The organism is Shinella sp. HZN7 (genome assembly GCF_001652565.1).
Taxonomy (GTDB): Bacteria; Pseudomonadota; Alphaproteobacteria; order Rhizobiales; family Rhizobiaceae; genus Shinella; species Shinella granuli.
Window position 1 is genome coordinate 495,810 of record NZ_CP015737.1, and the last position, 20,310, is coordinate 516,119.

Sequence of the window (20,310 nt, forward strand, 5' to 3'; positions counted from 1 at the left end):
GTCAGGCGGCCTCCGCCGGGATGAGGTGGACTGCCGCGGGATCGTAGGCAAGGCGGGCACGGCGTGACTGCTCGATCTCGCCGACGAGGTTGCGGCGCGTCGCCGGGATTTCCGCGATGACGCGCCGGCCGGTCGCCGTGCGGCCGAAAAGCTCGAAGGTGGAGCCGACGAAGACGATCTGTTCGAGGTCGACGTCGAGGGCCGGAGCGGTGTCGCCGGCCTCGGCGATGAAGAACTGTTCCGGGCGGATGAGCGCGGTCGCCGTGCCGCTCGTGCCGGCCGTCGAATGGGCGATGGAAAGGCCGTCGCCGGTGACGAGCCGCGCGCCCTCCGCCCGGCCCTCGAAGAGATTGCTCGCGCCGACGAAAGTGGCGACGAAACTGTTCTTCGGCTGGTCGTAGATGGCGCGGGGCGTATCGAGCTGCTGGATGCGGCCGCCCGAAAGGACCGCCACCCGGTCCGACATGGTCAGCGCCTCCTGCTGGTCATGCGTGACGAAGATGAAGGAGATGCCGAGCTCGTGCTGGAGCGTCTTCAGCTCGATCTGCATGGCCTGGCGCAGGTTCTTGTCGAGGGCGGAGAGCGGTTCGTCGAGCAGCAGCAGTTTCGGACGGGCGATGATGGCGCGGGCGAGCGCCACGCGCTGCTGCTGGCCGCCGGAAAGCTGGCGCGGCTTGCGGCCCTCCATGCCTTCCAGGCCGACCATGCGCAGCGCGTCTGCGACGCGCCTTGCCCGCTCCGGCCGCGCGACGCCCGCCACTTCCAGCGCATAGCCGGTGTTTTCCCCCACCGTCATATGCGGGAAGAGGGCGTAGTTCTGGAACACCGTGTTGACCGGGCGGCGATAGGGCGGGCGGTCCGTGATGTCCTCGCCGTCGATCAGGATGCGGCCGGAATCGAGCTCCACGAAGCCGCTGATCGCCTGGAGCAGGGTGGTCTTGCCGCAGCCGGACGGGCCCAGCAGCGTCAGGAATTCGTTGCGGCGCACGGTAAGGTCGATCGCGTCGAGCGCCGTCACCGTCTGTCCTTCGGGCGTGCCGAAGGCTTTCGCCGCCTTCTCCAGGCGGACTATCGAATCTCGCATCGTCGTTCCCCAAAATGTTATTAAAATAACGCTTGTGCGATTTCGATAGTTGGATACCATTTGGCCATCCAAGTCAACGGCCGAAAGAAGCCGGGACGGGAACATCCGGTGCAAAGGAAAGCACCGGGGCCACGACGGGCCAAACCATCAGAGGAGATCATTCGATGACGAAGTCTTATCGCGCCGGCGCATCCGGCCTTGGGGCATGGACGCGCCGCACCGCCTTCTCGCTCGCCGCCCTCGTGGCGACGGCAGGCATGGCGAGCGCCGCCGAACTCAACATCTACAACTGGGGCGAATACATCAATCCGGAGGTTCTGAAGAAATTCGAGGAGGAGACCCAGATCAAGGTCAACCTCTCGACCTATTCCTCCAACGAGGAAATGCTGGCGAAGATCCAGGGCGGCGCGACAGGCTACGACATCGTCTTCCCCTCCGTGCACATGCACGACATCATGGCCAAACTCGACCTTCTGGAAAAGACCGACATCAACACGTTCGAGGGCTTCAAGAACATCGATCCTGCCTTCCTGCGCGCGAAAAGCGACCCGAAGGGCGAATATTGCCTGCCCTATGCCTGGGGCTCGGTCGGCATCTTCTACAACCGCACGATCCTCGGCAAGGACGTTACCGGCTGGAAGGACCTGATCGAGACGGTGGAGGCCAAGGGGCTGAAATTCACCCTGCTCGACGACATGCGCGAGGTGCTGGCGGTCGGCCTCATGCTGAACGGCCACAAGATCAACTCCACCGACCCGGCGGAGTTGCAGCAGGCGGCCGAGACGATCATCGCCATGAAGCCCCATGTCGCGGCCTTCACCTATGACACGCGGCCGATGGTGCAATCCGGCGATGTCGCAGCCGGCCATTTCTTCGTCGGCGCGATGGTCGACGTCTTCGGCGACGAGAAGGACCTTGGCTATGTGATCCCCGAGGAGGGGGCGACCATGTACCAGGAGGACGTCTGCGTCTTGAAGACGGCTCCCAACAAGGAGAACGCCATCAAATTCCTGCAATTCTACACCCGCCCGGAAATCGCCGCGCTCAACGTCGCGCAGCAGACCAACGGCACGGCCAACGTGCCGGCGCGGGAATTGACCCCGGAAAAGATCAAGAATAGCAAGGAGATCAATCCGCCGGCCGAGACCATGGCGCGGCTCCAGATCTTCGAGGACCTGGGCCCGGCACTGCGCCAGCTCGATCGCGTCTGGACGCGCATCAAGACGGCGCAGTGAGCGCGCCGGATCCCCGCCCGTCTTTCTGGCGGGCGGGACTTTGGGGAGAGGGCGACGTGTCGAAACGCATTCTGAAGCTCGTTCAGTCCGACGACCTCCGGCGCTCCAAATCCGACAGGCTGATCGCCCACTATATCGAGCGCAACATCGCCGAACTGCCCTTCGAGACGGCGCGCTCCATCGCCCAGCGCCTCCAGGTCTCGCCCATGACCATCGGCCGGTATCTCCGCCGCATGGGGTTCGACGGGCTCGACGAACTGAAGAGCGAACTGCGCCGCGGCGGCTCCAATCCGGCCTGGGAGGTCAAGGGGCCGGTCGCCTCGCTGGAGCAGGACCGCAAGGAGGGAAAGCTTCTTGCCGGCCTCATCCAGCAGCAGATCGACAATCTCGGCCAGATCTACGCCATCACCAGCGCGCCCGAATGGCAGCAGACGATCGACGCGCTGATCGGCGCAACGGAAGTCTATGTCGCCGCCTATCAGAACGTGCGCGGCATCGCCCAGTATTTCGCCAGCCAGCTTTCCTATACGCGGCCGCGCGTGCAGTTCGTCGATGGCCTCAACGGCACCTATTCGGAACTTCTCGACGGCTCCGTCGAGGGACGGCTGCTCTTCCTGCATGACGTGCGCCGCTTTGCCGCCAAGGCGCGGCCGCTTGCGCTGGAGGCGCGGCGGGCCGGCGTGAAGGTCGTGCTGCTCACCGACGAGTTCTGCCCGTGGGGACCTGAGGTCTCCGACATCTGCCTTATCGTGCCGGGCTCGCACGGGCCGCTCTGGGACGGCGCGGCCACCATGACCGCCGTCATGGACCTCATGCTCAGCAACATCATCGTCGTCATGGGCGAGGCGGTCAGCGAGCGCGTCGATACGCTGACCCGCCTCCAGGACATCTTCGGGGATTTCGAGAGCTGAGCGCCTTGACGCTGCCAAGCGCGGCGGACTAAGGATGGATCGACGGTTCCCCGAAGGATGACTCCCAGGGGATTAATAGGGAACACGGTGCGGACGACCCAACAGGGACCCATTCCGTGGCTGCCCCCGCAACTGTAGGCGGATTGCCGCCTGTCCTTGGGACGCGTTTTGCGTCATGCCACTGCGGTTTTCCGCGGGAAGGCAGACAGGCAGCAGATATCCGTGAGCCAGGAGACCTGCCGTCAGAGCAACAATCCAAGTCACGGGCGGGGATGCCCGGAACAGGAGACGCCATGACGACCCTGGCTGCCGGAGACGGCAGGACTCCACTCGTTTTCTCCCGACCGCAATCGGTTCGCCTCCATCGGCTTACCGGCTGAGCCCGCACGCTTTCATTCATCCGGGAGAAACCCATGACCATTCTGCCTGCGGCCGCGCGTGCCGCATCCCTCGTTTTCGCCCTGGCCGGCGCCGCCGTGCTCGTCCTGTCGTCGGGCACGGCCCAGGCGGCCGCGACCCAGTATCCGCTGACGCTGGAAAACTGCGGCCGCAAGGTCACCTTCGAAAAGGCACCGGAGCGCGCCGTTTCGCTGGGCCAGAGCTCGACCGAAATCCTCTATCTCCTCGGCGTCGGCGAGCGCATGGTCGGCACGGCGGTCTGGATCGGCCCGGTGCTGTCGGGCTACGAGGACGTCAACGCCAAGGTCGAGCGCCTTGCCGACAACGATCCGAGCTTCGAGAGCGTCGTCGCCAGGAAGCCGGATCTCGTGACGGCGCAGTTCCAGTGGCATGTCGGCCCCGAGGGCATCGTCGCGACGCCCGAGCAGTTCGAGGAGCTGAACATCCCGGTCTATACCTCGCCTGCCGATTGCATCGGCAAGGACAATTCCGGTGGCGGCGACGGCGTGCGCAATACGGTCTTCACCATGGACCTGATCTACAAGGAAATCAGTGAGCTGGCGCAGATCTTTGATGTGCAGGACCAGGGCGGGAAGGTCATCGCCGACCTGAAGGCGCGCGAAGAGGCGGCCCGCAGGAAGATCGCCTCGGCGGATGGCAAGCTCTCTGCCGTCTTCTGGTTCTCCAGCGCCGAACTCGACATCGACCCCTATGTCGCCGGCCGCAACGGCGCGCCGGGCTACATCATGTCGGCGCTCGGCATCCGGAACGTCATCGAGAGCGACGAGGAATGGCCGACGGTCGGCTGGGAAACCGTCGCCAAGGCCGACCCGACGATCATCGTCGCCGGCAAGATGGAGCGCCGCCGCTTCCCCGCCGATGACGTCGCGGTCAAGCACGAGTTCCTCAAGACCGATCCCGTCGCGAGCCTGATGCCGGCCGTGAAGAACGGCCATGTCGTCGACATGGACGCCCAGGCGATGAACCCGACGATCCGCACGATCGAGGGCATCGAGGTGCTTGCCGACGCCATCGAGAAAGCCGGCCTCGCAAAGTGACGGCGGATCGCCCCATCCTGCTGCGCACGGGCGCCGCCTTCGCGGCGCTCGTGCTGCTCGTCGCCGCGCTCGGTATGGGCGCGGCGGTGGGCGAGACCGCCATTCCGCTCGATGTCGTGGCGAAGACCGTGGCGAACCGTCTCTGGCAGGCGGGGCACGCCATCGAACCGATCGACGAAGGCATCATCTGGAACTATAGGCTGAGCCGGGCCGTGGTTGCCGCCTGCTGCGGTTCGGCGCTCGCGCTCTGCGGCGTGATCCTGCAGTCGCTGCTGCGCAATGCGCTCGCCGATCCCTACATTCTCGGCATTTCCGCCGGCGCCTCCACCGGGGCGGTGGCCGTGGCGATCCTCGGCATCGGCGCCGGCATCCTGACGCTGCCGATCGGCGCCTTTCTCGGGGCGCTCGTCGCCTTCGGCCTCGTCAGCGCGCTTGCGGTGCGCGCGGGCCGCGGCACGGGGGCGATCATCCTTGCGGGTGTCGCCGGCTCGCAGCTCTTCAACGCGCTGACCTCCTTCATCGTGACGAAGGCGGCCAATGCCGAGCAGGCGCGCGGCATCATGTTCTGGCTGCTCGGCAACCTCTCGGGCGTGCGCTGGCCGGATGTCTGGCTGGCGCTGCCGGTCGCGCTTCTCGGCCTTGTCGTCTGCCTCTGGCATGCCCGCGCGCTCGATGCCTTCACCTTCGGCACGGAATCGGCGGCCTCGCTCGGCATTCCGGTGCGGCGGGTCTATGTCGTGCTGATCGCCGTCTCGGCGCTGATGACGGCCGTGATGGTCTCCATCGTGGGGTCGATCGGCTTCGTCGGGCTCGTCATTCCCCATGCCGCGCGCATGGTCGTCGGCGTCCGGCACGGGCTGCTGCTGCCGGCCTCGGCGCTGATCGGCGCGGTCTTCATGATCGCCGCGGACGTGCTGTCGCGCGTCATCATTCCCGGCCAGGTGCTGCCCATCGGCGTCATCACGGCGCTGTTCGGCGCCCCGGCCTTCGCGCTCATCCTCAGCCAACGGAGGTCGGCCCTGTGACCCTTTCGGCAAAAGGCCTCTCCTGGTCGGCCGGCGGCACGACCATCCTGTCGGACGTCTCGCTCGACGTGCGCCCCGGCGAATTTCTGGGCATCATCGGCCCGAACGGCTCCGGCAAGACCAGCCTGATGGCGCTGATGGCCGGCATCCGCAGGCCGCAGGCCGGCGTGGTGACGCTCGACGGCAGGCCGCTCTCCGCCCATGGCCGGCAGGCGATCGCCCGCCGCATCGCCTTCGTGGAGCAGCAGGCCGAGACCACCGAGCGCATCACCGCGCGCCAGGCGGTCGAGCTCGGCCGCACGCCCCATCTCGGCGCCCTGACGCCCTGGTCGCGCACCGATGATGCCATTGTCGACCGGGCGCTGGAGGAGGTCGACATGGCGCGCTTTTCCGGCCGGCTGTGGCACACGCTCTCCGGCGGAGAGCGCCAGCGGCTGCACATCGCCCGCGCGCTCGCCCAGCAGGCGCCGATCCTCCTCCTCGACGAGCCGACCAACCACCTCGACATCGGCCACCAGATCAGCCTGCTCCAGCTCGTGCGCGAGCAGGACCTGACCGTCGTCGCCGCGCTGCACGATCTCAACCACGCCGCCATGTTCTGCGACCGCATCGCCGTCATGCAGGGCGGCCGCATCGTCGCGCTCGGCACGCCCGCCAAGGTATTGGAGCCGCAGCGCCTCGCCGACGTCTTCGGCGTCACCGTCGATGTCGAGCGCGACAGCACCGGCGGCTGCTTCATCCGCTATCGCCGGCCGGAACCGCGGCCTGCCAAACTCAAGCTCGTTGCAGAGGCATGATGAAAACCGGTCTCCTCCTCGCCGCGGCCTTCGCCGCCCTCCTCCATGCCGTTCCCGCCGCGGCCGAAACGTTTCGCGTCGAGATGCGCAACCGCGGCGAAAGGGGCTCCATGGTCTTCGAGCCGGATTTCCTGGCGATCAAACCGGGTGACAGCATCAAGTTCGTCGCCACCCACAAGAGCCACAATGCCGCAAGCATCGACGGCATGGTTTCCGAGGGCTATGCGGGCTTCAAGGGCAAGATCAACGAGGAGATCGAGGTGACCTTCGACCAGCCGGGCTACTACGGCATCAAGTGCTCGCCGCATTTCGGCATGGGCATGGTCATGCTGGTCAAGGTTGGCGCAGCGGAGCTGACGGAGGCGATCCGCAAGGTCGAGGTCCCGGCCCGCGCCCGGCCGCGCTTCGACGATATCTTTGCCCGTATCGATGCGGGCGAGGGGCAGTGATGCACGGCCCGCGCCCCAACAGCCATCTCAAGGAAGACATCCGCGACTACTGGTCGCGTCGCTCCGAAACCTTCGATCTCGCCTTCGGCCACCGCATTCCCGAAGGGCCGGAATTCGACGCCTGGGCGGCGGCGATCCGCGAGCGGCTCGGCCCCGAGCCGCGCCGCGTGCTGGAGCTTGCCTGCGGCACGGGGGAAGTGACGCGCCTGCTCCTTTCCCTCGGCCATGAGGTGACGGCGCTCGATTTCTCCGAGGCGATGCTGGCGGTGGCACGGAAAAAGCACGCCGGGGCGAGGGGGCTTCGCTTCCTGCTCGCCGATGCGGAAAACCCGATGGAGCCGGACGAGAGCTACGACGCCATCGTCTGCCGCCATCTCGTCTGGACACTGACGACGCCGGCCACGGCCTTTGCGGAATGGCACCGCATGCTGAAGTCCGGCGGCCTGCTTCTGTTCTTCGACGGCGACTGGGCCGCGCCGACCCGGCTCGGCCGGCTGGCAAGCCGGGCCATCGCCATGCTGGACAAGGTCGTCGGCACCGATCCGCACTATGACGGCGCGATGAGCGAACGGCACGCCAGCATCATGGAGCGCCTGCCCTTCGGCGACGGGCTCACCGTCGAGCGCGTGCTGCCGCTGCTGGAGGCGGCGGGTTTTCGCGACATGACGGTCGGCTCGCATGCGCCCATCGCAAAGGCCCAGCGCCGCACGGCGGACCTGCGCAACCGGCTGCGGACGCTGCTTTACCGCCGTTTCATCCTCTGCTGCCGTCGGGCTCCGGCTCCACCGTCAGCTTGACCCGGTCGGCGGCAAAGCGCGTACGAGAGAACTGGATCGGAACGCCGTCGAGGTCGGTGTTGACCGCCGTCGCCACGAGGATGATCGCCCCGGGCGAGAGCTTCAGGTGGCGGATGTCGTCGCCCTCGGCGTGGATCGCGGAGATTTCGGTCGAGCGGCGGACGTAATCCGGCACGCCGAGTTCGCGGAAGGAGGCGGTGATGGAGCGCGTCCTGTCGTAGATCGCGTCGATCCCCGCGAAACGACCGGCCGGGAAATAATGTGTCCCGCAGGAGACGGGGCGCCTGTCGGCGCTGTTGACGGTTTCGAGCCGCATGCAGGGAGTGCCGGGCGCAAGGCCGAGCGCCTCGGCGACGGTGGCGGGCGCGGCCTCCGTTGCTGCCGCCAGCAGCCTTCCCTCCAGGTTGCGCGTCTGGTTGCCGAGGCCCTGCGAGAAGCGTGTCCGGCGGGAGATGGGAAAGCGCAGGCGGTCGCGCCGCTCGATGCGTGTGCCGATGCCCTGGATCGGGCGCACGATGCCTTCCTCCGCCAGCGCCGCCATGGCGCTGCGCACCGTATGCCGGTTCACGCCGAAGCGGGCGGCCAGCACCACTTCCGGCGGCATCATGCCGGTCTCGTCGAAATCGCCATTGTTGATCGCAAGGCGCATGCGATCCGCGATCTGTCGCCAGAGCGCCACGCCCGATTGCCGTTCCACCATTTCCGCCCCCGCGAAGCCCGCTGTCACACCCTTGTCATCCCGGCCGATTAAGACGAGACTTAGATGTTCGGTTGTCTAGATTAATAGACATTTGGAGATGAGGCAATGGCATCAATTCGGAAATCTGCCGAAAGCGCCGCGATGGGCGAACGGCAGAGGGCGATGGGTCTGCTCGCGAAGGCGAGCCGGGCCGAACTGCAGGCGGCGTTCGACGCGCTCGGCGACAAGCCGGCCGCCCAGCCGGTGCGCGGCCCGGAAACGGGCCTCGTCATGGTGCGCGGGCGCATCGGCGGCGGCGGGGCACCGTTCAATCTCGGCGAGGCGACGGTGACCCGCGCGAGCGTCCGTCTCGAAGACGGCACGGTCGGCCACGGCCAGGCGCTCGGCACCGACAGTGCCAAGGCGCGGCTTGCGGCGATCTTCGACGCGCTCTTCCAGCAGCCGGCCCGCAGGGCCGGGGTGGAGGCGCTGCTTGACGCCGTCGCCGCGCGCATTGCCGACGAGGACGCCGAAAAGGCGCGCCAGACGGCCGCCACCCGCGTCGATTTCTTCACCATGGTTCGCGGAGAGGACTGATGACGACAGACACGCTCGCCTTTGCCGGCGGTTTCGACCGGCCGGTGTTCGAGGCCCAGGCCGCGTTCCGCACGTTGATGGACTGCATGGCCCGCCCGGGCACGATCGGCCGCATCGATGCGACCGTCGTGCCGCCCGCGCCGCTGAACGCGACGGCCGGCGCCATCGCGCTGACGCTCTGCGACCACGATACCACCGTCTGGCTCACCCCGGCGCTCTCCCGCTCGGCGCTGCCGGGCTGGCTCGCCTTCAACGCCGGCGCGACGGTGACCGACGAGCGCCAGAACGCGCGCTTCGCCTTCGTGGAGAAGGGTGCAATGCTGCCCAATCTCAGCCTCTTCGCGCAAGGCACGCAGGAATATCCGGATCGTTCGACGACCCTAGTGGTCGAGATCGATGCTTTCGAGGGCGGGCGGCCGCTCGTGCTGAAGGGGCCGGGCATCCGCACCGAGGCGGAGATCGCGCCGGCGGGCCTGCCCGACATGTTCCCGCATTTCTGGTCGGAGAACCGGCAGAATTTTCCGCGCGGCGTCGACCTGATCCTCGTTGCGGGCGCAAAAATCCTCTGCCTGCCGCGCACCACCATTGTCAGCGTGAAGGAGGCGTAAGACCATGTACGTTGCCGTCAAGGGTGGCGAAGCCGCCATCTCCAACGCCCACCGCCTCCTCGCCGACCGCCGCCGCGGCGACCGTTCGCTGCCGGCCATCGGCATCGAGCAGATCGTCGCGCAGCTCGGCCTTGCCGTCGACCGCGTGATGGCCGAAGCCTCGCTCTACGACCGGTCGCTCGCGGCGCTTGCCGTCCGCCAGGCGCGGGGCGACATGATCGAGGCGATCTTCATCCTGCGCGCCTACCGCACCACGCTGCCGCGCTTCGGCTATTCCAGGCCGGTCGAGACGGGCGACATGCGCGTCGAGCGCCGCGTCTCGGCGACCTACAAGGACCTGCCGGGTGGCCAGCTCCTCGGGCCCACCTTCGATTATACGCACCGCCTGCTCGATCCGTCGCTCCTGACGGACGAGGCGGTCGAAGCGCCGCTGGAGCGCGAGGAGGCCGGCGAGCCGGTGATGCGCGTCTCCGACATCCTGGTCGGCGAGGGCCTCGTCGAGGATGACGGCAGTCTGCCGGACGGCCACGTCGCCGGCGACCTGACGCGCGAACCGCTGGAATTCCCGATGGCGCGGGACCTGCGCCTGCAGGCGCTCGCCCGCGGCGACGAGGGCTTTCTGCTGGCGCTCGGCTACTCCACGCAGCGCGGCTATGCCCGCACCCATCCCTTCGTCGGCGAGGTGCGCATCGGCGAGGTCGAGGTGGAGTTGGACATGCCGGAACTCGGCTTTTCCGTCTCGCTCGGTCGCATCCAGGTGACCGAATGCCAGATGATCGCCCAGTTCAAGGGATCGGCGAAGAACCCGCCGCAGTTCACCCGCGGCTACGGCCTCGTCTTCGGCCAGAGCGAGCGCAAGGCCATGGCCATGTCGCTGGTCGACCGGGCGCTGCGCGCGGAGGAATTCGGCGAGGATATCGTCGCCCCGGCGCAGGATGAGGAATTCGTCATCTCCCATTCCGACAATGTGCAGGCGACCGGCTTCGTCGAGCACCTGAAGCTCCCGCACTACGTGGACTTCCAGGCCGAACTCGATCTCGTGCGCCGCATGCGGCGCGAATACGAGGCCGCGCAGAACATCGATCTTCCGGAGGCCGCAGAATGAGCACGGCAGACCTGGCGACCTACAATTTCGCCTATCTCGACGAACAGACCAAACGCATGATCCGCCGGGCGATCCTGAAAGCGATCGCCATTCCCGGCTACCAGGTGCCCTTCGCCTCGCGCGAAATGCCCATGCCCTATGGCTGGGGCACCGGCGGCGTGCAGGTGACGGCGGCGATCCTCGGCCCCAGGGATGTGCTGAAGGTCATCGACCAGGGGGCGGACGACACGACCAACGCCGTCTCCATCCGCGCCTTCTTCCAGAAGGTCGCCGATGTGGCGGTGACGACAAAGACGCGCGAGGCGACGATCATCCAGACGCGCCACCGCATTCCCGAGGAAAAGCTGACGGCCGGGCAGACGCTCGTCTACCAGGTGCCGATCCCCGAACCCTTGCGCTTCCTCGAACCGCGCGAGACCGAGACGCGCAAGATGCACGCGCTGGAAGAATACGGCCTGATGCATGTCAAGCTCTACGAGGACATCGCCCGCAACGGCCATATCGCCACGACCTATGCCTATCCGGTGAAGGTGGAGGGCCGCTATGTGATGGACCCGTCGCCGACGCCGAAATTCGACAATCCGAAGATGCACATGTCGGAAGCGCTCCAGCTTTTCGGCGCGGGACGCGAAAAGCGCATCTACGCCGTGCCGCCCTTTACCGAGGTCGTCAGCCTGGATTTCGAGGACCATCCCTTCGAGATCCAGACCTTCGACAGGCCCTGCGCGCTGTGCGGCGCGGAGAATGTCTACCTCGACGAGGTCGTGCTCGACGACAAGGGCGGGCGGATGTTCGTCTGCTCGGACACCGATCATTGCGAAGAACGCTGCGCGGGCGGCCATCGCGGCTCTCTCGCCTATGACAAGGAGGCTGCCGAATGACCGACACGCCGCTTCTCAAAGTCCGCGACATCTCGAAGTTCTACGGCGCGCGCATCGGCTGCCAGAACGTCTCCTTCGATCTCTGGCCGGGTGAAGTGCTGGCGATCGTCGGCGAATCCGGCTCCGGCAAGACGACGCTGCTCAACTGCCTCGCCACCCGCCTGATGCCGAGCTCGGGCTCCGTCGAATATCGCATGCGCGATGGCGGGATGCGCGACCTGTCCCGCATGAGCGAGGCGGAGCGCCGCTTCCTGATGCGCACCGACTGGGGTTTCGTGCACCAGAACCCGGCCGACGGCCTGCGCATGGCGGTCTCGGCCGGCGCCAATGTCGGCGAGCGGCTGATGGCCGTCGGCGAGCGACACTACGGCAATATCCGCGAAACGGCCGGCAACTGGCTCGGCCGCGTCGAGATCAGCGTCGACCGCATCGACGACCAGCCGCGCGCCTTCTCCGGCGGCATGCGCCAGCGCCTGCAGATCGCCCGCAATCTCGTGACCTCGCCCCGCCTCGTCTTCATGGACGAGCCGACGGGCGGCCTCGACGTCTCGGTGCAGGCCCGCCTGCTCGATCTGTTGCGCGGCCTCGTGCAGGACCTCGGCCTTTCCGCGATCATCGTCACGCATGACCTTGCCGTCGCCCGCCTCCTCTCGCACCGCATGATGGTGATGAAGGACGGCGTCGTCATCGAGCAGGGGCTCACCGACCGCGTGCTCGACGATCCGCGCGAAGCCTATACCCAGCTCCTCGTCTCCTCGATCCTTCAGGTGTGACCATGCCGACCCCGCTCGTTGTTTCCGAAGTCGCGAAGAGCTTCACCATGCATCTTCGCGACGGCATCCGCCTGCCCGTCATGTCCAATGTCGCCTTCTCGGTGAAGGCGGGCGAATGCGTCGTGCTGGGCGGCCCGTCCGGCATCGGCAAGAGTTCGCTGCTCAAGATGGTCTACGGCAATTACGCCGTCGACAGCGGCCAGATCCTCATCGAGCATGGCGGCCGTCTGCTCGATCTGGCGGCCGCCGATCCGCGCACGATCCTGTCGGTGCGCCGCGCCACGCTCGGCTATGTCAGCCAGTTCCTGCGTACCGTGCCGCGCGTCGCGGCCGTCGATGTCGTCGCCGAACCGCTCACCGCCCGCGGTGTCGATGTGGCCGAGGCAAAGGCGACGGCGGAGGCGATGCTCGCCCGGCTCAACCTGCCGCGCGAACTCTGGCAGCTGCCGCCGGCCACCTTCTCCGGCGGCGAGCAGCAGCGCGTCAACATCGCCCGCGGCTTCATCACCGATCACCGCATCCTGCTGCTCGACGAGCCGACCGCCTCGCTCGACGCGAAGAACCGCGCCGTCGTCGTCGAGATGATCGCGGAGAAGAAGGCCGCCGGGGTCGCGCTTCTCGGTATCTTCCACGACGAGGACGTGCGCGAGAAGGTTGCCGACCGCATCGTCGACGTCTCTGCCTTCTCGCCGCGAAAGGCCGTCGCATGACCCGGCTGTCCGAAACGCCGCTGATCCATCCGACCGCCGTCGTGTCAGACACGGTGCTCGGCCGCTACACGGAGATCGACGAGAACTGCCGCGTCAGCGAAGCGGAGATCGGCGACTACTCCTACATCATGAACGGCGGCTCCGTCTGGTGCACGACGATCGGCAAGTTCGCCAACATCGCCGCCTCGGTGCGCATCAACGCGACGAACCACCCGATGTGGCGCGCGACGCTGCACCATTTCACCTACCGTGCCAACGACTACTGGCCGGATGCCGACCAGGAGGCCGACTTCTTCTCCTGGCGGCGCGACCATCGCGTCACCATAGGCCATGACGTGTGGATCGGTCACGGATCGACCATCCTGCCGGGTGTCACGATCGGCAACGGCGCTGTCATAGGCTCGGGCGCGGTTGTCACAAAGGACGTCGAACCCTACATGATCGTCGGCGGCGTCGCGGCGAAAGTCATCCGCGAACGCTTCCCCCGAACCATCGCCGAACGCATGGAAAAACTCGCCTGGTGGGACTGGGATCACGCCCGGCTGCGCACGGCTCTGGACGACTTTCGCAAACTTGACGCAGAAGCCTTCCTCGCCCGTCACGACGGGTGAGGAGGCCCTCTCCGATGCCGGAAATTCAGGCCTGTGGACTGTTATTTTTCCGACATGAAACTGACATCGCCCCTTCATCAACAGCGTTTAGAGCCAGTCCCGAAAACGACGAGGCCCGACCTCGATCCGACACAGGACAAAAGGGATCCATCATGTTTCGACTGAAGAATGTTACCCGCCGGTTCGGCGAGCGCGTTGCGGTCGACGACGTGACCTTCGACATTCCGCAGGGCCAGATGGTCGGCGTCATCGGCCGCTCCGGCGCCGGCAAGTCCACCATGCTGCGCATGATCAACCGTCTTGCCGATCCGAGCGAGGGTTCCATCCACTTCAATGACGTCGAGGTCTCCGCGTTGCGCGGCGCGGCATTGCGCAACTGGCAGCGCGACTGCGCCATGATCTTCCAGCAGTTCAACCTCGTGCCGCGCCTCGATGTGCTCACCAACGTGCTGCTCGGCCGCCTCAACCATCGTTCGGCCGTGCTGAGCATCCTCAACCTCTTCACCCGCGAGGAGCGCATCATGGCGATTGCCGCGCTCGAGCGCCTCGGCATCGAGCAGACCGCGCTGCAGCCGGCCGGCACGCTCTCGGGCGGCCAGCAGCAGCGCGTGGCGATCGCAAGGGCGCTGATGCAGAACCCGAAGATGCTGCTCGCCGACGAGCCGATCGCCTCGCTCGACCCGCTGAACGCCAAGATCGTGATGGACGCGCTGCGCGACATCAACGAGCGCGAGGGCATCACCGTCATCACCAACCTGCACACGCTGGATACGGCGCGCGCCTATTGCGAGCGCATCATCGGCATGTCCGGCGGCCGCGTCGTCTTCGACGGACCGGCGCGTGACCTGGATGCCGAGGCGGTGCGCACGATCTACGGCACGGGCGCCGATGGGGCGGAGATCGACGAGAGCGTCACCTCCACGGCGATCCGCAATCCGGCCCGCCAGGACAACATCAAGGAATCCGCCAGCCCGACACCGCTGGCACTGGCCGGCCTTTGAGCCGACCGGGATCGATTGGCCCGCGTGAAGGGCCATCATTTTTCAAGAGCCCGGCAGAGCCGGTCAAACAGGAGAAAGACCATGCTGAAGAAAGCTCTTCTCGGCGCCGTCGCGCTCATCGCGCTCGCCGGCCACGTACAGGCTGAAGACCTCAAGGAATTCCGCGTCGGCATCATCGGCGGCGAGAACGAAGCCGACCGCCTGCGCAACTATCAGTGCCTCGGCGATCATCTGAAGGCCGAGCTCGGCTTCGAGAAGGTCTCGTTCTTCCCGGCCGCCGACTATGACGGCGTCATCCAGGGCCTGCTCGGCGGCACGCTCGACTATGCCGAACTCGGCGCTTCCGGCTTTGCCAAGATCTACCTCGCCAAGGCCGACGCCGTCGAGCCGATCCTGACGACCGTCCAGACGGACGGCTCGACCGGCTACCACTCGATCATGGTCGCCCGCAAGGATTCCGGCATCACCAAGCTGGAGGACCTGAAGGGCAAGAAGCTCGGCTTCGCCGATCCGGACTCCACCTCCGGCTACCTGATCCCGCTCGTCACGCTGCCGGAATCGATCGGCGGCCCGGTCAAGGAATATTTCGCTGAAACCGGCTTCGGCGGCGGCCATGAGAACCTGGTTCTCGAAGTCATGAAGGGCACCTTCGATGCCGGCACGACCTTCGGTTCGGGCGTCGGCGAGTGGAAGGACGGCTACACCTCCGGCAACCTGCACAAGATGGTCGAGAAGGGCATTCTCGACATGAACGACCTCGTCGAAGTCTGGAAGTCGCCGCTGATCCCGAACGGCCCGATCGTCGTCCGCTCCTCCATGGAAGGCGACATGAAGGCGAAGTTCAAGCAGTTCATGCTCGACCTGCCGCAGAAGGACGCCGCCTGCTTTGCCGCTGTCATGGGCGGTGACTTCACCTCGTTCACGGAAGTCAACGTCGACTTCTACAAGCCGATCATCGACGCCCGCAAGGCAACGATCGGCGGTTGATCGCCAAACAGCATCCGGCGCCGGCCGCAACCCGGCCGGCGCCTTTTGCTGACGTCGCCACTCCACTCTCGACGTCACCCTCGGGTCAAGCCCGACCATGACGGAAGAGAGGTCGTGGCGCTTTGTCGGCGATCAGGATTGCGCACACAGAACTCTGCCGAGACGGACAGACCATGGCCATGAACACGCTTCACGACGGCTTCAGCGAAAAGGGTGCGCTCATCGAGCGGCACTGGCAGGAGCTGAACGCCCGCCGCCGGCTCTATACCTGGCTCGGCCTTGCCATCCTCGCCATGGCGCTCACCGGCTCGCTCTGGTTCGCCAACGAGACCAATGCCGGAAAGTTCTTCGACCGGCTGCCGCATCTCTTCGATTTCGTCGGCGACATGGTGCCGCGTGACGGGCTGGAGGTCTTTCGCGCATTGTTCGACCTGCCGTCGCCCTATGATGACGGCAGCTTCAAGTACAATTACCCGGAGGGGCGGCTCTACATCACCGAGAGCCTCTATGTGCCGGAATATTTCCACAAGATGCTGGAGACGCTGAACATCGCGATCTTCTCCACCGTCATCGGCATGGTCTTCGGTTTCCTGCTCTGTTTCCTTGCGGCGAAGAACCTCGTCGCCAACCGCCTGCTGCGCGCCTTCGTGCGCCGCTTCATGGAGATCCTGCGCGCCTTCCCGGAAGTCGTGCTCGCCGGCTTCTTCCTCGCCATCCTGTCGCTCGGCCCGCTGCCGGCCGTCATCGCCGTGTCGATCCACACGGTCGGGGCGCTCGGCAAACTGTTCTTCGAGGTGGTCGAGAATGCCGACATGAAGGCGGAGGAAGGGCTTCGCGCGGTCGGCGCAAGCTGGGTGGAGCGCGTCTGGTTCGGCATCGTGCCGCAGGTGCTGCCGAATTTCATGAGCTATTTCCTGCTGCGCCTCGAAATCAACGTGCGCGCCTCGACCATCATCGGCGCCGTCGGCGGTGGCGGCATCGGCGAGCTTCTGCGCCTGTCCATCGGCCAGGGACACCAGGCCAAGACGCTCGCCATCGTGCTGCTGCTGCTCATTACCATCATCGCCGTCGACCAGTTTTCCGCCTGGCTGCGCCGCAGGCTCGTCGGCGATCACGCCTTCCGGCTGACCCAATAGGAGAGTGCCATGACGACCCTCAATCCCGCTCAGATGGATGAGATCGCGGCACGCCATCCGGCCGTCTTCCACCGCTCGTTCTGGCAGCGCTTCCGCGTCGCCATCATCGCCGGCGGCTTCGTGCTCTACGCGCTCTATTGTTGGTGGTTCTTCGCCATCGGCCATGTGCTCGGCACGGCGAACTGGAACATTGCCGGCACCTATCTCGCCGACTGGGTCTCCTATGAGGTGCGCCCGGAAGTGACGATCGATCCCGACGGCGCGATGAAGTTGACCTATCCGCGCTTTTCGCCGCTCGGGCCGAATGCCGAGCCCGACTGGGTCGAGATCGAGCGCGGCACGATGACCCGCACCACGCCTTCCGCCGGCGCTGCGACGGACACCGCCCAAAAGCCCGCCTCGATGGGCTTCATGGGAACGGGCGGTACCATCGGCGGCTCGGCCACTGCCGCGAATGCCATGGCGACCGCGACCACCCGCGAGGAGGAGGTGGTCAAGCGTGCGAAGATCACGCTCAATTCCTCGACGAGCGTCGAGGTCGTGCCGGAGCGGGTGACCGTGCAGCATTCCGGCGAGACACTGCTCGTCGAGATCGCCGGCTCCGATATGACGGTCGAGGGCGCGCTGCCGGCCTGGGCGACGCAGAAGGCGCCGGGCGAAAAGATCACGCTTTCCTTCGGTGTCGCCGGCTGGGGCGAGATCGAGGCGGACGACATCTCGATCCGCAAGCGCTTCTTCGGCTGGGCGAACTTCCTATTCGACACCAATTCGCCCTTCCACGGCAAGCCGCTATCGGAGGTCTTCTCGCTGGTGACGTCGGGCGAGCGCATCGACCCGAAGCAGTCGAACCTGTCGCTTGCCTGGGACAATATCCTCTACAATGCGGAATGGCAGCATCTCGACGTCTGGACGAAGCTGCTCCAGACCATCGTCATGGCCTTCGTCGGCACGCTGTTCGCCATGCTGCTCGCCTTCCCGCTTTCCTTCCTCGCCGCGCGCAACATCACGCGGAGCTGGATCTCCAACCAGGTGACGAAGCGCCTCTTCGACTTCCTGCGCTCCGTCGACATGCTGATCTGGGCGCTGTTCTTCACCCGTGCCTTCGGCCCGGGGCCGCTCGCCGGCATGTCGGCGATCTTCTTCACGGATACGGGCACGCTCGGAAAACTCTATTCCGAGGCGCTGGAGAATATCGACGACAAGCAGCGCGAGGGCGTGAAGTCGGTCGGCGCGGCGCCGGCCGCGGTGCAGCGCTTCGGCGTGCTGCCGCAGGTCATGCCGCTGTTTGCCTCCCAGGCGCTTTATTTCTGGGAATCGAACACCCGTTCTGCCACGATCATCGGCGCGGTCGGCGCCGGCGGCATCGGCCTCAAGCTCTGGGAAGCGATGCGCACGAATTCCGACTGGGAGAACGTCGCCTATATGGTGCTGCTGATCCTCATCGTCGTCTTCGTCTTCGACGGCATCTCGAACGCGCTGCGCTCGCGCCTGATGGGCAAGCCGGCGCATTGAGCGGCGAAAGATCCGGCGTGGCGGCATGATGCTGCCACACGAATCCCTTCAAGTGCCGACGCCGCCGGACCGGCGGCGTCGAACGACTTTCACAGGAATGAACCATTGCGTTACGCCCTCTATTTCACCCCGCCCGCAAGCGACCCGCTGACCCTTGCCGCCCAGCGCTGGCTGGGGCGCAATGCGTTTACGGGGGCGGCGCTGGAACAGCCGGCCGTGAACGGCTTCGATGCGGCCGCGCTCGCCGGCCTGACGGCCGATCCGCGCCGCTACGGTTTCCACGCCACGCTGAAGGCGCCCTTCGCGCTTGCCGAGGGCCGCAGCGAAGCCGAGCTGCTGGCTGCAATCGGCCGTTTCGCTTCCGAGGTCGGGCCTTTCGAGATTCCGCGGGCTGTCGTCGGCCGCCTCGGCTCCTTCTTCGCGCTGGTGCCCGGCGATGATTGCGAGCCGCTACAGGCCTTTGCCGGCGAGGTGGTGCGCCGCTTCGAGCGTTTTCGCGCCCCGCTCACCTCCGCCGACATTGCCCGCCGCAAACCGGACGAGCTCACGGCCGAAGAGCGCCAGAACCTCGTGCAATGGGGCTATCCCTATGTTTTCGACACGTTCCGCTTCCATATGACGCTGACGGGGCGCGTCCCCGTGGAGCGCCGCGCGGCCGTCGAGGCCGCGCTGCTTGCGCATTTTTCCGATTTCCATGAACGCCCGCTGGCGATCGAGGGCCTCGCGCTCTTCCGCGAGCCCTCGCGCGGCGCCGATTTCACCGTCCATTCGCTTTTCCCGCTCGCAGCGGGAGCCAATAGAAAGACCGCCTGACATGACCCGCGAAACCGTTCTTTCCAATGCCCGCATCGTGCTTGAGGACCGGATCCTCGATGGCACGCTGGTGCTCCGTGATGGCCTGATCGCGGACATTTCCGAAGGTTCTTCCGCCGCTGGCGAGGACATGGAAGGCGACTTCCTCCTGCCCGGCCTCGTCGAACTGCACACCGACCATCTCGAAGCCCACTATTCGCCGCGCCCCGGCGTGCGCTGGGGCCTGACGGCGGCGATCCAGGCGCATGATGCCCAGGTCGTCACCTCGGGCATCACCACCGTCTTCGACTGCCTGCGCATGGGCTCGGACGAGGACGGCGGCTTCGAGCAGGGCGAGATGCGCGCCATGGCCGATGCCATCGCCGAGGCGCAGGACGAGGACCGCCTGCGCGCCGAGCACCTCATCCACCTGCGCTGCGAGGTCTCGACCGACAACGTGCTCGACCACTATGCGGAATTCGAGGACGATCCGCTGGTCCGCCTCGTCTCGCTGATGGACCACGCGCCGGGGCAGCGCCAGTTCCAGACGCTGGACCAGTACATCCTCTACTACAAGAAGAAGCGCGGCCTGACCGACGACGAATTCTCCGCCTTCTGCAAGCGCCAGCAGGACCTTTCCGCCCGCTATGCCAAGCCGCACCGCGATGCCATCGCCGCCTCCTGCGCGGCCCGCGACATCTCGGTCGCCAGCCATGACGATGCGACGCTGGAACATGTCGAGGAGGCGATCGGCTACGGCATCCGCCTTGCCGAGTTCCCGACCAGCTTTGACGCCGCCAAAGCCTCGCACGGCGCCGGCATGAGCGTCCTGATGGGCGCGCCGAACATCGTGCGCGGCAAGTCCCATTCCGGCAACATCGCCGCCCGCGACCTCGCGACGATGGGCGTGCTCGACGTGCTCTCCTCCGACTACGTGCCCTTCAGCCTGATGCATGCGCCCTTCATCCTCGCCGACGAGGTCGAGGGCATCGACCTGCCGCGCGCCATCGCCATGGTCTCCACCACGCCGGCCCGCACCGTCGGCCTCGACGATCGCGGCGCCATCGCCAGGGGCCTGCGCGCCGATCTCGTGCGCGTGCGCCGTCCCTCCGGCGTTCCGGTCGTGCGCTCGGTCTGGCGGCAGGGCAGGCGGGTCGCTTGAG

22 protein-coding genes and 1 riboswitch are annotated in these 20,310 nt (G+C 66.4%); of the genes, 20 read left to right on the forward strand and 2 right to left on the reverse strand.

What is annotated here, in order from left to right:
- Nucleotide 1: 1 nt before the first annotated feature.
- Complete coding sequence (locus tag shn_RS24660; protein WP_064333145.1) at nucleotides 2-1,084, reverse strand: ABC transporter ATP-binding protein; 1,083 nt, start codon at nucleotides 1,082-1,084, stop codon at nucleotides 2-4.
- Between the two features lie 164 nt (nucleotides 1,085-1,248).
- On the opposite strand from shn_RS24660, the gene shn_RS24665 reads away from it, so the two are divergent.
- From shn_RS24665 to shn_RS24695, 7 genes are all read left to right on the forward strand, one after another.
- The gene (locus shn_RS24665; RefSeq protein ID WP_084438433.1) at nucleotides 1,249-2,319 is read left to right on the forward strand and encodes a spermidine/putrescine ABC transporter substrate-binding protein; all 1,071 of its coding nucleotides are present in this window, start codon (nucleotides 1,249-1,251) and stop codon (nucleotides 2,317-2,319) included.
- Nucleotides 2,320-2,375: 56 nt separating this feature from the next.
- Complete coding sequence (locus tag shn_RS24670) at nucleotides 2,376-3,230, forward strand: MurR/RpiR family transcriptional regulator (RefSeq protein ID WP_064333146.1); 855 nt, start codon at nucleotides 2,376-2,378, stop codon at nucleotides 3,228-3,230.
- A gap of 26 nt (nucleotides 3,231-3,256) precedes the next feature.
- A riboswitch (cobalamin riboswitch) is annotated at nucleotides 3,257-3,489 on the forward strand.
- 154 nt (nucleotides 3,490-3,643) lie between these two features.
- Nucleotides 3,644-4,687 carry an ABC transporter substrate-binding protein gene (locus shn_RS24675; RefSeq protein WP_064333147.1) on the forward strand — a complete coding sequence of 348 codons (1,044 nt, stop codon included), beginning with the start codon at nucleotides 3,644-3,646 and terminating at the stop codon, nucleotides 4,685-4,687.
- A gap of 74 nt (nucleotides 4,688-4,761) precedes the next feature.
- Nucleotides 4,762-5,712, forward strand: a complete 951-nt coding sequence (locus shn_RS24680) for an iron ABC transporter permease (RefSeq protein ID WP_245337454.1) — start codon at nucleotides 4,762-4,764, stop codon at nucleotides 5,710-5,712.
- Nucleotides 5,709-6,509, forward strand: a complete 801-nt coding sequence (locus shn_RS24685) for an ABC transporter ATP-binding protein (RefSeq protein ID WP_064333149.1) — start codon at nucleotides 5,709-5,711, stop codon at nucleotides 6,507-6,509. Before shn_RS24680 ends, shn_RS24685 begins: the two co-directional genes overlap by 4 nt.
- Nucleotides 6,506-6,958, forward strand: a complete 453-nt coding sequence (locus shn_RS24690) for a pseudoazurin (RefSeq protein ID WP_064333150.1) — start codon at nucleotides 6,506-6,508, stop codon at nucleotides 6,956-6,958. The genes shn_RS24685 and shn_RS24690 overlap by 4 nt, the downstream gene beginning before the upstream one ends.
- Nucleotides 6,958-7,755 (forward strand): class I SAM-dependent methyltransferase, encoded by a 798-nt coding sequence (locus shn_RS24695; protein ID WP_064333151.1) that lies wholly within the window; start codon nucleotides 6,958-6,960, stop codon nucleotides 7,753-7,755. Before shn_RS24690 ends, shn_RS24695 begins: the two co-directional genes overlap by 1 nt.
- On the opposite strand, the gene phnF is transcribed toward shn_RS24695, so the two are convergent.
- Nucleotides 7,712-8,455, reverse strand: coding sequence for a phosphonate metabolism transcriptional regulator PhnF (gene phnF / locus shn_RS24700; protein ID WP_064333152.1), 744 nt, complete (start codon nucleotides 8,453-8,455; stop codon nucleotides 7,712-7,714). The two genes, shn_RS24695 and phnF, sit on opposite strands and share 44 nt — an antisense overlap.
- Before the next feature lie 105 nt (nucleotides 8,456-8,560).
- Here phnF and phnG point away from each other — a divergent pair, with 105 nt between their 5' ends.
- The 13 genes from phnG to shn_RS24765 all read left to right on the forward strand — a co-directional run bounded on the left by phnG (nucleotide 8,561) and on the right by shn_RS24765 (nucleotide 20,309).
- Nucleotides 8,561-9,031 (forward strand): phosphonate C-P lyase system protein PhnG, encoded by a 471-nt coding sequence (gene phnG, locus shn_RS24705; protein WP_064333153.1) that lies wholly within the window; start codon nucleotides 8,561-8,563, stop codon nucleotides 9,029-9,031.
- Nucleotides 9,031-9,639, forward strand: coding sequence for a phosphonate C-P lyase system protein PhnH (gene phnH / locus shn_RS24710; protein WP_064333154.1), 609 nt, complete (start codon nucleotides 9,031-9,033; stop codon nucleotides 9,637-9,639). The genes phnG and phnH overlap by 1 nt, the downstream gene beginning before the upstream one ends.
- A gap of 4 nt (nucleotides 9,640-9,643) precedes the next feature.
- Entirely contained in the window at nucleotides 9,644-10,744 is a 1,101-nt protein-coding gene (locus tag shn_RS24715; RefSeq protein ID WP_064333155.1) for a carbon-phosphorus lyase complex subunit PhnI, read from the forward strand.
- Nucleotides 10,741-11,625: an alpha-D-ribose 1-methylphosphonate 5-phosphate C-P-lyase PhnJ gene (locus tag shn_RS24720; RefSeq protein ID WP_064333156.1), complete on the forward strand. Its 885-nt coding sequence runs from the start codon at nucleotides 10,741-10,743 to the stop codon at nucleotides 11,623-11,625. The genes shn_RS24715 and shn_RS24720 overlap by 4 nt, the downstream gene beginning before the upstream one ends.
- Nucleotides 11,622-12,398, forward strand: a complete 777-nt coding sequence (gene phnK / locus shn_RS24725) for a phosphonate C-P lyase system protein PhnK (protein ID WP_064333157.1) — start codon at nucleotides 11,622-11,624, stop codon at nucleotides 12,396-12,398. The genes shn_RS24720 and phnK overlap by 4 nt, the downstream gene beginning before the upstream one ends.
- A 2-nt stretch (nucleotides 12,399-12,400) precedes the next feature.
- Nucleotides 12,401-13,108, forward strand: coding sequence for a phosphonate C-P lyase system protein PhnL (gene phnL / locus shn_RS24730; protein WP_064333158.1), 708 nt, complete (start codon nucleotides 12,401-12,403; stop codon nucleotides 13,106-13,108).
- Complete coding sequence (locus shn_RS24735; RefSeq protein WP_064333159.1) at nucleotides 13,105-13,719, forward strand: DapH/DapD/GlmU-related protein; 615 nt, start codon at nucleotides 13,105-13,107, stop codon at nucleotides 13,717-13,719. Before phnL ends, shn_RS24735 begins: the two co-directional genes overlap by 4 nt.
- 152 nt (nucleotides 13,720-13,871) lie before the next feature.
- Nucleotides 13,872-14,720: a phosphonate ABC transporter ATP-binding protein gene (gene phnC, locus shn_RS24740; protein WP_064333160.1), complete on the forward strand. Its 849-nt coding sequence runs from the start codon at nucleotides 13,872-13,874 to the stop codon at nucleotides 14,718-14,720.
- Nucleotides 14,721-14,801: 81 nt separating this feature from the next.
- A complete protein-coding gene (phnD, locus tag shn_RS24745; protein WP_064333161.1) occupies nucleotides 14,802-15,707 on the forward strand; it encodes a phosphonate ABC transporter substrate-binding protein in 906 nt (301 codons plus the stop codon).
- A gap of 179 nt (nucleotides 15,708-15,886) precedes the next feature.
- A complete protein-coding gene (gene phnE, locus shn_RS24750; RefSeq protein WP_245337438.1) occupies nucleotides 15,887-16,843 on the forward strand; it encodes a phosphonate ABC transporter, permease protein PhnE in 957 nt (318 codons plus the stop codon).
- Nucleotides 16,844-16,852: 9 nt separating this feature from the next.
- Nucleotides 16,853-18,355 carry a phosphonate ABC transporter, permease protein PhnE gene (gene phnE / locus shn_RS24755; protein WP_064333163.1) on the forward strand — a complete coding sequence of 501 codons (1,503 nt, stop codon included), beginning with the start codon at nucleotides 16,853-16,855 and terminating at the stop codon, nucleotides 18,353-18,355.
- Between the two features lie 105 nt (nucleotides 18,356-18,460).
- Nucleotides 18,461-19,168 carry a DUF1045 domain-containing protein gene (locus tag shn_RS24760; RefSeq protein WP_064333164.1) on the forward strand — a complete coding sequence of 236 codons (708 nt, stop codon included), beginning with the start codon at nucleotides 18,461-18,463 and terminating at the stop codon, nucleotides 19,166-19,168.
- 1 nt (nucleotide 19,169) lies between these two features.
- Nucleotides 19,170-20,309: an alpha-D-ribose 1-methylphosphonate 5-triphosphate diphosphatase gene (locus shn_RS24765; RefSeq protein WP_064333165.1), complete on the forward strand. Its 1,140-nt coding sequence runs from the start codon at nucleotides 19,170-19,172 to the stop codon at nucleotides 20,307-20,309.
- Nucleotide 20,310: the final 1 nt, after the last annotated feature.